This window comes from Rubellimicrobium arenae, assembly GCF_017916275.1.
Lineage (GTDB): Bacteria > Pseudomonadota > Alphaproteobacteria > Rhodobacterales > Rhodobacteraceae > Rubellimicrobium > Rubellimicrobium arenae.
Genome location: NZ_JAFMST010000001.1, coordinates 511,665 through 524,089 on the forward strand (window position 1 = coordinate 511,665; position 12,425 = coordinate 524,089).

Sequence of the window (12,425 nt, forward strand, 5' to 3'; positions counted from 1 at the left end):
AATGTCCAAGGCCATGAAGATCGCCATCATTGATGACGAGAAGGATATGCGTCAGTCGATCAGCCAGTGGCTGGCGCTTTCAGGATTCGACACCGAGACCTACGCCTCTGCCGAAGATGCCCTCAAGGGTCTGTCCGCCGACTATCCTGGGATCGTTGTCAGCGATGTCAAGATGCCGGGCATGGATGGAATGCAACTTTTGCGAAAGTTGAAGAGCATCGACTCCACTTTGCCCGTGATCATGATCACCGGGCACGGGGATGTCCCCATGGCGGTCGAGGCCATGCGGGTCGGAGCCTTCGACTTTCTTGAAAAGCCGTTCAATCCTGACCGGATGACCGAGCTGGCCAAGAAGGCGACGCAGGTCCGTCGGCTCGCGCTCGATTCCCGCGCGCTGCGGCGGGAGCTGTCGGACCGCGACGCCCTGATGCGAAAGCTGATCGGCGCCTCGCCGGCGATGGAACGGCTCAAGGAGGACATCCTCGACCTGGGCCAGGCCGAAGGGCACATTCTGATCGAGGGCGAGACCGGGACCGGCAAGACCCTGGTCGCGCACGCCCTTCACGCCGTGAGCGCGCGGTCCTCCCGCAAGTTCGTTCTGCTGTCGTGCTCGGCCTTCGACGACGAGACGCTGACCCGCCGCCTCTTCGGCCCACCCCAGCAGGACGAGCCCATGCCCGCGATGGAGGAGGCGCGGGGCGGGACCCTGGTGCTCGAGGATGTCGAGGCGCTGTCCCCCGGGCTGCAGGCGCGCCTGCTGACCGCCATCAACGACCAGGGCACCCCGGCCGAAACGCGCATCATTGCCATCTGCAACCTGCAGGACGAGGGCAAGACCTGCGAATCGGTTCTGCGGCCGGATCTGTTCTACCGTCTCGCGGCGCTCCGGATCACCGTTCCGCCGCTGCGCCAGCGTGGGGAGGATATCCTGACGCTCTTCACGCGGCTGTCCGAACAGTTCGCCGAGGAGTATGGCTGCGAGACGCCCGAGGTGAGTGCGCAGGAAGCCGCTCAGCTTCTCCAGGCCCCCTGGCCGGGCAACGTGCGCCAGCTCATCAACGTGGCCGAGCGTGCGGTGCTGCAGAATCGCCGCGGGACAGGGACGATCGCGTCCCTCCTGATGGCCGACAGCGACGAGACCGCCAAGCCCGCGATGACGACGGAAGGCAAGCCGCTCAAGGAGTTCGTGGAAGCCTTCGAGCGGATGCTGATCGACAACACGATGCGCCGGCACAAGGGATCCATCGTCGCGGTGATGGAGGAGCTGTGCCTTCCGCGGCGGACGCTCAACGAGAAGATGGCCAAGTACAACCTGAGCCGGTCGGACTACCTCTGACCGGGCTTGCGGTTGCCCATTGTGCATCCGCGCCTGCGTTGGCTATGAAGGGAGGAACGGGTTCGCACATGCTGTGCGCCCCGCCGATGAATTTCCGCCCGACCGGACTGCGGCCATCGACCGCTACGGCCGGTGCGGACTGGACTGGGTCGTTTTGGCCCTAACGTATCCCCGGCCGCGTCGCTCTCGGTGGCGCCAAGGGGAATTGAACGGGCGTCGTGAACTTCCGCGACGTCGGAGAAGAACCCGCGATGCTGCTCGCGCATGATGTTGGAAGTCAGGGACCGGTCCAAGGCGACCGTGGCCCCGCTTCCGCGCGCGCCGTCGCTCTTATTGGACACGCCCGGCACGGTGGAGCCCTTCAGGGGGCCCCGCCGGGCTGCGCGTGCAGGATCACATGGCCAAGAAAATGCTCATCGACGCCACGCACGCGGAAGAGACCCGCGTCGTCGTGGTGGACGGCAACAAGGTCGAGGATTTCGACTTTGAATCCGCGTCCAAGCGTCAGCTTGCCGGAAACATCTACCTCGCAAAGGTCACTCGCGTAGAGCCTTCGCTCCAGGCCGCCTTTGTCGACTACGGCGGCAACCGGCATGGCTTCCTCGCCTTTGCGGAGATCCACCCGGACTATTACCAGATCCCCGTCGCCGACCGTCAGGCCATCCTCGCCGAGGAGCGGGCTTTGGCCGAGCAGCAGGACGAGGACGAACCCTCCGAGGACGAGCGCGACGAGCCCCGTGCCGAAGAGCAGGGCGAACGCCGCCGCGACGGCCGGCGGACCCGTGTCCGCGGCCGGGGCCGGTCCCGTCCCCTGAACCGTGAAGGGGAAGGCGACGCCGTCGCCACCCGCGATCCCGCGGCCGAACCCGCGGGCATGGAGACCATCGACCTCGAGGACGAGGGCGGGACGGATGCGGCCGAGCTCGAAGGCCTGTCCCCGATGACGACGGTCGCGGAAACCCCCATCGAAACGCCCGAGATCGTCGATCCGACCGACAGCGGCGACGCCGAGGACGGCGCCTCCGACGAAGGATCGGACGAAGGCGTGGAGGTCGTCGAAAAGGACGAAACGATCGAGGTCGTCGCCGAGGAGGACGACCACCTCGACATGCGCCCGGCGCGCAAGCCGTCGCGCGCGCGCCGCTACAAGATCCAGGAGGTCGTCAAGGTCCGGCAGATCATGCTGGTCCAGGTCGTCAAGGAGGAGCGCGGCAACAAGGGCGCGGCGCTGACCACTTACCTGTCCCTCGCGGGCCGCTACTGCGTCCTGATGCCCAACACCGCGCGCGGTGGCGGCATCTCCCGCAAGATCACCAACGCCGCCGACCGCAAGAAGCTCAAGGAGATCGCATCCGAGATGGATGTGCCGGAGGGGGCGGGGCTCATCATCCGCACCGCCGGAAGCCAGCGCACCAAACCCGAGATCAAGCGGGACTACGAATACCTGCAGCGCCTTTGGGAGCAGATCCGCGAGCTGACGCTCAAGTCGATCGCACCCGCCAAGATCTACGAGGAAGGCGACATCATCAAGCGGTCCATCCGCGACCTGTACTCCAAGGAGATCGACGAGGTGATCGTCGAAGGGTCCGAGGGGTACCGGAACGCCCGCGACTTCATGAAGATGATCATGCCGGCGCATGTGCAGAACGTGGTGCACTACCACGAGCCGCTGCCGCTCTTCGCCCGCTATCAGGTCGAGAGCTATCTCGCCTCGATGTTCAACCCGGTCGTGCAGCTTCCCTCGGGCGGCTACATCGTCATCGGCGTGACCGAGGCGCTCGTCGCCATCGACGTGAACTCGGGCCGGGCCACCAAGGAAGGCTCGATCGAGCAGACGGCGCTCAAGACCAACCTTGAGGCCGCCGACGAGGTGTCGCGCCAGCTCCGGCTCCGCGACCTTGCAGGCCTGATCGTGATCGACTTCATCGACATGGAGGAGCGCAAGAACAACGCCGCCGTCGAGAAGCGCTTCAAGGACAAGCTGAAGACCGACCGCGCCCGCATTCAGGTAGGCCGCATCTCGGGCTTCGGCCTCCTGGAGATGTCGCGCCAGCGGCTCCGTCCGGGGATGCTTGAATCCACGACGCAGCCTTGCCCGCACTGCCATGGCACCGGGCATCTCCGCTCGGACGACAGCGTTGCGCTCGCGATCCTGCGGCAGCTGGACGAAGAGGGTGTGCGCGGCCGGACCAAGGAGGTTCTGGTCCGCGTCCCCGTGGGCATCGCCAACTACCTGATGAACCACAAGCGCGAGCATATCGCCGGGATCGAGCAGCGCTATGCGATGGCCGTGCGGGTCGAAGCCGACACGCGGCTGATCTCGCCGGACTTCAACATCGAGAAGTTCAAGACCGCGACCCGCGCCGTGCCCGAGCCTCAGGCCATTGTCATGGCCGGCCAGCCCACGCTGATGCCGGATGAGGACGAGTTCGTCGAGGACGTCGCCGAGGAGGAGGTCGAAGCCGAGGCCGAGGCGGCTCCCGAAGCCGAGTCGGAGGAAGCGTCGGTCCAGGGCAACGGCGAGGATGACCGTCCCCGCAAGAAGCGCCGTCGTCGTCGTCGTCGCCGGAACGGTGAGCGCGGCGATCAGGTTCTGGCGGACGGCTCGCCCGAGGCGGATGACGACTCGGATGAGGGGGCCGAAGACGACGCGTTCGAAGCTTCGGACGCCGTCGAGACGGGCGACCCGGTCGATGCGGGCGAAGTTTCCGAGGAGCCCGCGCCGTCCGTCCCGGAGCCTGCCGACGAGCCCCTCACGGCCGAGGTGGTTGCTCCGGCCGCGCCGGAGCCGGTCATCGCCGTCGAGGCCGAGCCTGCTCCGGTGGCCGAAGCGGCTGCTCCCGTGGTGGAGGTGGCCGCCGAGCCCGCGCCCAAGAAGCGGAGCCGTGCGCGGAAGGCCGCACCGGAAGCCCCTGCGGAGGCTGCCGTTCCCGAAACGGCCGAGCCCGCGCCCAAGAAGCGCAACCGCACCCGGAAGGCCGATGCCGCTCCGGTCGCCGAAGCCGCCGAGGAGGCGAAGCCGGCCAAGCCCACCCGCAGCCGTCGGTCGCGCTCTGGCGCGGCGGTCGCGGGCGAGGCCGAGGTGCCGCTGCCCGTTCCGGCCAACCCGGACGACGAGGTCGAGGCCGCTCTGGCGCTCGATGACGAGCCGGCCATCGACGTTGCCGCCCCCCCGGGAGACGCACCCGCGACACCCGAGGCGGCCCGCGAGGAGGCCGAGCAACTCTTCGAACCGGCGGCTCCTGCCGCATCGGAGGAACCGACCCCGGCCAACGCCTCCGCAGAGCCCGAACCGGATCGGCCCAAGCGTCGAGGCTGGTGGTCGCGCTAGGACTCCAGAAGGCCCCGCCCGAACGGCGGGGCCTTCAGCTTTTCAGGGCCTCGCCGCGCCGGATCAGGTGAACCTGCGCGCCGTCCTCCATGTGCAGGGCCAGGTGCTCGTGCCCGGCCTCGATGCAGAAATGCGGCAGGTCGATCGCGGCCATCGCATCATCGGCCAGCAGGCGAAGGATCTGGCCGGGCTTCATGTCCATGAGGATCTTTCGGGCTCGCAGCACCGGAAGGGGGCAAATCAGGCCCCTCGCATCGACTTCGCGATCCGGTGTCACGGCCGCCTCGGGATGTCGAACGACGGCTCGGCCAGTTCGAAGCCCTCGAACCGGAAGCCGGGACTGACCGTGCAGCCCACCAGCGTCCAGTCCCCCAGGCTCTGGGCGGCCTGCCAGCAGCCGTCGGGCACGACAATCTGGGGCGATTGCCCTCGCAGGAGGTCGGGGCCGAGGACGTGCTCGTCCGCCGGTCCCGCATCGGTCGAGGACAGTCGCAACGTGAGCGGAGCGCCCGCGTAGAAGTGCCAGATCTCGGTCGCGTCGACGCGGTGCCAGTGGCTCCGCTCTCCCTGCCGGAGAAGGAAATGGATGCACGTCCCGGCGGGCCGCTCTCCGGGAACCGCTGCGGCCTGCCATGTCTGCCGATACCATCCTCCTTCCGGGTGCGGCTCGAGCTTCAGCCGGTCGATGATCTCCTGGGCCGTCATGTCTCGTCGTCCTTGTTCATCTCGAGGTGCAGTGCATGGAGCATTCGTTGCACGAAGGGGTAGACGATCACGCTGAGCAACGCCGTCCAGGCCAGTCCCGCGCACAGGGCATAGATGCTCGCGAAGATTTTGGCGCGATCGGTCGGCATCGCGTTCGCCGGGCCCATGCCGCTCAGGATCATGGAAGCGTTGAACACGGAGTCGACCCAACTCAGCCCCGCGATGTCATGATAACCCCAGGTCCCGAGGGCCAGGGCGAGCCCGATCCCGCCCAACCCGAAGGCGGTGAAGCCCGCCACCCGTGCCGCGAACTGGCCGGGCGTGAGGAGCGGCGGGCTGGGTCGACGCATGCGGCGGGTGTTGGGCATCAAGCCTCCGGCGGTGGTCTGACGCATGTATTCCAACGCGTCGCCCTCAAGGACAAGGCCGTCCAGCGCCGTTGCCGGCCCGGCATGCCGATCCAGCGCCCAGGCCGGTCACCTGTTCTGTTCGGCGCCTCGCAGGCTGTCGGATGACGATTCTCGCGACTATCGTGATCGTCTCTCGCGACTATCGTGATCGTCGTGGCAAGAGCCCCCTGGGAACGGCTCAGCGTTCGACCTTGGCGGGACCAGGAAGGGGGCGACAGGTCTGACGGGGCCGGGGCGCTTCGGCCCGCCCTGGCCCCCGTCGGGCGCGACACTTGCGACGCGGGATGCAGTCCTCTCAGCCCTCCGGCCGGATTGGACCCGGCAGGGCCGCCACGAGCAGCGGCGACCCCATTGGTGGCCGGGTTCAGCGCAGGATGCTGCGGCCCGCGTATTCGGCCACGTCGCCCAGCATCTCTTCGATGCGGATGAGCTGGTTGTACTTGGCAAGCCGGTCCGACCTCGACAGCGAACCAGTCTTGATCTGCCCGCAGTTCGTCGCCACCGCGAGGTCGGCGATCGTCGCATCCTCGGTTTCGCCCGAACGGTGCGACATGACGCAGGTGTACCGGGCGCGGTGGGCCATATCGACGGCCCGGAGCGTCTCGCTCAGCGTGCCGATCTGGTTCACCTTCACGAGGAGCGAGTTCGCCACGCCCTGCGTGATGCCGTCGCGCAGCCGCTGCGGGTTGGTCACGAACAGGTCGTCGCCCACCAGTTGCACCTTGCCGCCCAGCGTCTGGGTGAGCATCGACCAGCCCTCCCAGTCATCCTCGCCCATGCCGTCCTCGATGGAGATGAGCGGGTAGTCGGCGACCAGCCCTTCCAGGAAGCGGACGTTTTCCTCGGAGGAGAGCGACTTGCCTTCGCCTTCCATCGCGTATTGGCCGCCCTTGTAGTACTCGGTCGCGGCGCAATCGAGCGCGAGGTAGATGTCCTGCCCGGGCTGATAGCCCGCTTTCTCGATGGAACGCAGGATCACGTCCAGAGCCTCGCGGGCCGACCGGAGGTTGGGCGCAAAGCCGCCCTCGTCGCCGACGCCGGTCGCGAGTCCCTGATCGTGCAGTTCCTTCTTGAGCGTGTGGAACACCTCCGACCCCATGCGGACGGCATCGCGGACGTTCTCCGCGGCGACCGGCATGATCATGAACTCCTGGATGTCGATCGGGTTGTCCGCATGCTGGCCGCCGTTGATGATGTTCATCATCGGGACGGGCAGGATGCGGGCGGCGGTGCCGCCAACGTAACGGTAAAGCGGCTGCGAGGTGTAGTCCGCGGCGGCCTTGGCCACGGCCAGCGACACGCCCAGGATGGCGTTGGCGCCCAGCCGGCCCTTGTTCGGCGTGCCGTCCAGCTCGATCATGAGGGCGTCGATGCCCGCCTGCTCGGTCGCGTCCATGCCCAGGACGGCCTCGGCGATCTCGCCATTCACGGCGGCCACGGCCTCCAGCACGCCCTTGCCCTTGTAGCGGCCCTTGTCGCCGTCGCGCTTCTCGACGGCCTCATGCGCGCCGGTGGACGCCCCCGAGGGAACGGCGGCCCGGCCCATGGTCCCGTCCTCGAGCGTGACGTCGACCTCGACGGTCGGGTTGCCGCGGCTGTCGAGGATCTCGCGGGCGTGGATGTCGATGATCGTGCTCATGGGGGTCCTCTTGCAGCCGGGGCACAGGCTCCGGAGTGGTTGACGTGGTGGTTCCCTAACGCGCAGGCGTGACGGGGGAAAGACTCTCGCGAAGGGCGCGGGCGCGTTGCCGCTCCCGCACGAGGCTGTAAAGGCCCGATCCCACGATCAGCGCCGCCCCGAGCAGCGTCCACAGGTCCGGACGCTCGGCAAAGATCGTGACCCCGATCAGCAGGGCAAAGAGAAGGCGGGAGTAGCGGAACGGCGTGATCACCGAGATCTCGCCGGCCCGGGTCGCCTCGGTCAGGGCCCAGTAGCCGGCCGCGCCGCACAGCAGGGCGCCCAGCAGCCAGGCCAGTTCGACGGCGGACGGCATCAGCGCATCCCCGGTGACGGCAAGCTCCGCGACCCCGACAAGCCCCACCGAGGCGAAGCCCCAGGCGGCCAGCAGCATCGAATCGATCCGCGGCGGGATGCGGCGGGTGAACAGGTCGCGGGCGCTGAGGCCCACGACGGCCAGGAGGGCAAGCAGCGAGGCCGGAACGAAGGCGGCCGAGCCCGGACGGACAACCAGCATCACCCCGGCGAAGCCGACGACGATCGCCGTCCATCGCCGCCATCCGACCTTCTCGCCCAGGAAGAGGGCCGCCCCCAGCGTGACGGCCAGCGGGGTCGCCTGGAAGATCGCGGTGGTCGTCGTCAGCGGGGACAGGGCGATCGCCAGCACATAGCCGAAGGTGCCCATCATCTCGCCCAGGTTCCGCCCGATGACCTGCCGGTGCAGCAGGCCCGCGGACCAGAAGCGCAACCCCCGCTGCCGCGCCGCCACCGCGAAGAGCATCGCTCCGGCCAGGCCGATGACCATCAGGATCTCGCCAGTGGGAAGCCTCCGCGCCAGGAGCTTGATGAACATGTCCTCGAGCGCGAAGCCGGCCATGCCGGCCACCATCAGGACAATGCCGCGCTGGTTGGCGGTCAGGCGCGCGGGCGCCGTCATCCCCGGGGCTTTCGGCCGATGGGCGTGCCGTACAGCTCCAGCCGGTGGCCGACGAGGCGGTAGCCCAGCTTCTGCGCGATGCGCTCCTGCAGCTGCTCGATCTCGGGGTCGACGAACTCGATGACCTCTCCCGTGGAAAGGTCGATGAGGTGGTCGTGATGATCGCGGTCGGCGGTCTCGTAGCGGGCGCGCCCGTCCCGGAACTCGTGCCGTTCCAGGATGCCCGCCTCCTCGAACAGCTTGACCGTGCGATAGACGGTCGCGATCGAGATGCGGGGGTCCTCCCGCGAGGCGCGGGCGTGCAGCTCCTCGACATCGGGGTGATCCTCGGACTCCTGCAGGACGCGGGCAATCACGCGGCGCTGCTCGGTCAGGCGAAGCCCTTGGGCCTCGCAGCGTTCCAGGATCGAACCGGTCATGAAGGGGGTCCTGCCTCAGGATGTCACCGGGGCCGATTAACCCCTCCGGCGGAGGGACGCCAGACGGCGCGGGACCGGGAGCCGCAGCCAGCTGCCCCCCAGAGCACGCACCTGCGCCCCAGCCCCGATCTTGAACCGCGCCAGGCCCGGGTTCCCTTCGGTGTCGAGCGTCCCGAGGTCGAGCCGCTGGAGCCCCATCCCGGCGAACCGCCGCGCGGCCTCCATGAGGAGGAGATGGTGGGCCGAGCTTTGCCGCCCGCGTTCGCCGGTCCAGCCGATCTGGTAGGTCACGACCGGCGCGTGAAGCAGGAACAGCATCCCGGCGACGGGTCCGTCCGCGTCGCTGGCCGTCAGGATCAGGGCGGCATCGGTCGCTACGCGGGCATAGCTGGAGGCAAAAGCCTGGGGTAGGGCGTGATACCGCCGGTCCCGCCTTTGGCGCGCCTCTCGGATCAAGAGCCAGTGACGAGGATCGCCGTCGAAGGTCGTCCAGTTCAGCGACATCCGCGCGCGCTGGGCCTGCCGGAGGTGCCCCCGCCATTTCGGGGCAAGTCGCCTGACGCGCTCCTCGGTTGGAACGCGCAGGTCGAGCTCGGCCGCATGAGCCGGAGTCATGACCTGCCGGAAGCCTGCGTCGTGGAGCACGGGGCAGGGCGCATCGGCCTCGATCAGCCAGACCCCCGCGCGACACAACCTTTCGACCGCCTCGGCCCGGGCGCACCTGTCGGATGTCGCCCAGATCGGCCCGCGCGGGACATAGGCCACCTCGCCCAAGATGGGATACCGACGCCGCACCAGGACTGCCCGACCCGCGCAGCCCAGGTCCAGAACCTCGGCCGTTCGCCCCATCGCGCAAAGGGCGTCGGCAAACCGGGGATGCTGCTGAAGGGGAACGGGGTCCATTGCCCCGTTAAGCCATTAGAAACCTAACGCGTGCTTAACGGGGTCATGCAGCAAACCAATCCGGTCATGGGTGTCCACGCCCCCAGCCCCCGGCTCACGCCCCTTGGGGCGCTCCTCATCGCCATGCTCACCAGCCTGCCGGTGGGGGCCATCCTGTCGCTGGCGGCCTGGCTCTGGGGCTGATCGGGCGGGGCGCCGGTTCAACCCGGTCCCCGGCCCTGACCGGTCACCCGATCCGCACGAGGGCGTGCCGCTTCTTTCCGGCGGTGAGCTTCAGCCCGCCCTGCACCTCGTCCAGCGTGAGGAGCCGCGCCTCGGTCACGATCTGGTCGTTGATCCGCGCACCGCCCTCGGCGAAGAGCCGCTTGGCCTCCTTGCCCGATGAGGCGAGCCCGGCCTGCACGAACAGCGCCGTGTTGGCGAGGCCCGCCTCCACCTGCGCCGTGGTCACGATGACGGTGGGCAGGTCGTCCCCCACGCCACCAGCCTCGAAGACCTCGCGCGCGGTGCGCTCGGCGGCCTGCGCGGCATCCTGGCCGTGCAGCAGGGCGGTGACCTCGTTGGCCAGGACGATCTTGGCGTGGTTGATCTCGGCGCCGCCCAGGTTGCCCAGCCGCTCGCACTCCCGCACCGGCAACTCGGTGTAGAGCTTGAGGAACCGCTCCACGTCCGCGTCGGTGGTGTTGCGCCAGAACTGCCAGAACTCGTACGGGCTCAGCATGTCCCCGTTCAGCCACACGGCCCCGCCCTGGGACTTGCCCATCTTGCGCCCGTCCGAGGTGGTGAGCAGCGGCGTCGTCAGGCCGTAGATCTCGGTCCCGTCCACGCGGCGGGTGAGGTCGATGCCGTTGACGATGTTGCCCCACTGGTCCGACCCGCCCATCTGCAGCAGGCAGCCATAGCGCCGATTCAGCTCCAGGAAGTCGTAGGCCTGGAGGATCATGTAGTTGAACTCCAGGAACGACAGCGACTGCTCGCGGTCCAGCCGGCTCTTGACGCTCTCGAAGGACAGCATCCGGTTGACGCTGAAGTGCCGCCCGATGTCCCGCAGGAAGTCGAGGTAGTTCAGGCTGTCCAGCCACTCGGCGTTGTTGAGCATGATGGCGTCGCTCGGCCCGTCGCCATAGGCGATGAGCTTGCCGAACACGTTCTTGAACCCTTCGATGTTGCGGTCGATCTGCTCGGAGGTGAGCAGCGGCCGTTCCTCGGACCGGAAGGACGGATCGCCCACCTTGGTCGTGCCGCCGCCCATCAGCGTGATCGGCTTGCCCCCGGTCTTCTGCAGCCAGCGCAGCACCATGATGTTCATCAGGTGCCCGACATGGAGCGACGGCGCCGTCGCGTCATAGCCGATGTAGGCCGGCACGACCCCGGCCATCAGCGCGGCATCGAGCGCCTCCAGATCCGTGCAGTCGGCGTAATACCCACGCTCGATCAGCACGTGGAGAAAGTCGGACTTGGGCTGATGAGTCATGGCCTTGTTCCCTGTCAAAGGTCGCGGCAGTCTATAGGCTCTGCGGCAGCCGAGGAAAAGCGATGTCGGGCGACAAGACGGTCCTGGGGACGATGTCCGGCACCTCGTTGGATGGCGTGGACGCGGCGGTGCTCGTGACCGACGGCGAACGGATCCGGTCCTTCGGTCCGACGGCCTACCGCCCCTACACCTCGGACGAACGCGCCACGCTGCGCCGGGCCCTGGGGCGATGGGACGGTCCCGAGGTGGAGGCCGCCGCCCGGATCGTCGAGGCCGCCCATGCCGAGGTTCTGGGCGGCTTCTCCGGCGTGGACCTGATCGGCTTCCACGGCCAGACGCTGGCCCATGATCCGCGCGGCCGCGGGACCCTGCAGGTGGGCGATGGCGCAGGGCTCGCGCAGAGGATGGGCGTTCCCGTGGCGTGGGACTTCCGAACCGAGGACGTGCGCCAGGGTGGGGAGGGCGCTCCCCTCGCGCCCTTCTACCACTTTGCCCTGGCTCAATGGATCGGAGCGACCGCGCCGCTGGCCGTCCTGAACCTCGGCGGGGTGGGCAACCTCACCTGGATCGACCCCGGCCAAGGCGCGCCCGAGGCCGAAGGGGCGCTTCTGGCCTTCGACACGGGCCCCGCCAACGCGCCGGTTGACGACCTGCTTCACCGCCGCCGGGGGCAGGCCCGGGACGAGGACGGACGGCTCGCCGCGCAGGGTCGCGTGTCCGAACCGGTCATCGAGCGGTTCCTGGCGCATGCCTTCGTCCTGCGCCCCCCGCCCAAGTCGCTCGACCGCGATGCCTTTGCCGGACTGGCGGCCGAGGTCGAGCCCTTGTCCGACGCCGATGCGGCGGCCACCCTGACCGCCTGCTCGGCGGCCGCGGTCGGGCGTGCGCTCGCGCTCTGCCCCAAGCCGCCCGCGCGTCTTCTCGTGACGGGAGGGGGGCGTCGCAATCCGACGCTGATGGCCATGATCGCCGGGCACGCGAACTGCCCCGTCGAGCCGGTCGAAGCCGTGGGCCTCGACGGCGACATGCTGGAGGCACAGGCCTTTGCGTTTCTCGCGATGCGGGTGGCGCGCGGCCTGCCGATCTCCGCGCCCATGACGACAGGGGCGCCTCGGCCGATCAGGGGCGGCAGGCTCAGCCAGGGCTGACCGACCAGCGGCCCACCCGATCGGTGCAGGCGCCGCGTCCCGGCGCGCCGGACCGCCGCCCGAGCCTCTGGCCTGGCCGTCCGG

The 12,425-nt window shown here is 68.6% G+C and carries 12 protein-coding genes; 4 read left to right on the top strand and 8 right to left on the bottom strand.

The genetic code is table 11. From position 1 onward, the window contains the following. The first annotated feature begins 1 nt into the window (after position 1). Entirely contained in the window at positions 2-1,336 is a 1,335-nt protein-coding gene (locus J3P31_RS02455) for a sigma-54-dependent transcriptional regulator (RefSeq protein WP_210526792.1), read from the top strand. 397 nt (positions 1,337-1,733) lie between these two features. Further along, a complete protein-coding gene (locus tag J3P31_RS02460) occupies positions 1,734-4,667 on the top strand; it encodes a ribonuclease E/G (protein ID WP_210526793.1) in 2,934 nt (977 codons plus the stop codon). A 34-nt stretch (positions 4,668-4,701) separates the two neighbouring features. Here J3P31_RS02460 and J3P31_RS02465 read toward each other — a convergent pair whose 3' ends face one another. The 7 genes from J3P31_RS02465 to J3P31_RS02495 all read right to left on the bottom strand — a co-directional run bounded on the left by J3P31_RS02465 (position 4,702) and on the right by J3P31_RS02495 (position 9,719). After that, on the bottom strand, positions 4,702-4,944 hold the full coding sequence (locus tag J3P31_RS02465; RefSeq protein ID WP_210526794.1) for a sulfurtransferase TusA family protein: 243 nt from the start codon (positions 4,942-4,944) through the stop codon (positions 4,702-4,704). Then, a complete protein-coding gene (locus J3P31_RS02470) occupies positions 4,941-5,372 on the bottom strand; it encodes a cupin domain-containing protein (protein ID WP_210526795.1) in 432 nt (143 codons plus the stop codon). Before J3P31_RS02470 ends, J3P31_RS02465 begins: the two co-directional genes overlap by 4 nt. After that, on the bottom strand, positions 5,369-5,740 hold the full coding sequence (locus J3P31_RS02475) for a hypothetical protein (RefSeq protein WP_210526796.1): 372 nt from the start codon (positions 5,738-5,740) through the stop codon (positions 5,369-5,371). The genes J3P31_RS02470 and J3P31_RS02475 overlap by 4 nt, the downstream gene beginning before the upstream one ends. Before the next feature lie 406 nt (positions 5,741-6,146). After that, a complete protein-coding gene (eno, locus tag J3P31_RS02480) occupies positions 6,147-7,421 on the bottom strand; it encodes a phosphopyruvate hydratase (protein ID WP_210526797.1) in 1,275 nt (424 codons plus the stop codon). Positions 7,422-7,476: 55 nt separating this feature from the next. Continuing rightward, positions 7,477-8,397, bottom strand: a complete 921-nt coding sequence (locus J3P31_RS02485) for a DMT family transporter (protein ID WP_210526798.1) — start codon at positions 8,395-8,397, stop codon at positions 7,477-7,479. After that, positions 8,394-8,816 (bottom strand): Fur family transcriptional regulator, encoded by a 423-nt coding sequence (locus J3P31_RS02490; protein ID WP_210526799.1) that lies wholly within the window; start codon positions 8,814-8,816, stop codon positions 8,394-8,396. The genes J3P31_RS02485 and J3P31_RS02490 overlap by 4 nt, the downstream gene beginning before the upstream one ends. A 36-nt stretch (positions 8,817-8,852) precedes the next feature. Beyond that, positions 8,853-9,719 (bottom strand): GNAT family N-acetyltransferase, encoded by an 867-nt coding sequence (locus tag J3P31_RS02495; protein ID WP_210526800.1) that lies wholly within the window; start codon positions 9,717-9,719, stop codon positions 8,853-8,855. Positions 9,720-9,764: 45 nt separating this feature from the next. Here J3P31_RS02495 and J3P31_RS02500 point away from each other — a divergent pair, with 45 nt between their 5' ends. Next, positions 9,765-9,902: a hypothetical protein gene (locus tag J3P31_RS02500; RefSeq protein ID WP_210526875.1), complete on the top strand. Its 138-nt coding sequence runs from the start codon at positions 9,765-9,767 to the stop codon at positions 9,900-9,902. A gap of 43 nt (positions 9,903-9,945) precedes the next feature. Here the strand turns inward: J3P31_RS02500 and tyrS are convergent, their stop codons facing one another. Then, on the bottom strand, positions 9,946-11,193 hold the full coding sequence (tyrS, locus tag J3P31_RS02505; RefSeq protein ID WP_210526801.1) for a tyrosine--tRNA ligase: 1,248 nt from the start codon (positions 11,191-11,193) through the stop codon (positions 9,946-9,948). A 62-nt stretch (positions 11,194-11,255) separates the two neighbouring features. Between tyrS and J3P31_RS02510 the strand changes: the two genes are divergently transcribed. Further along, complete coding sequence (locus tag J3P31_RS02510; protein WP_210526802.1) at positions 11,256-12,341, top strand: anhydro-N-acetylmuramic acid kinase; 1,086 nt, start codon at positions 11,256-11,258, stop codon at positions 12,339-12,341. Positions 12,342-12,425: the final 84 nt, after the last annotated feature.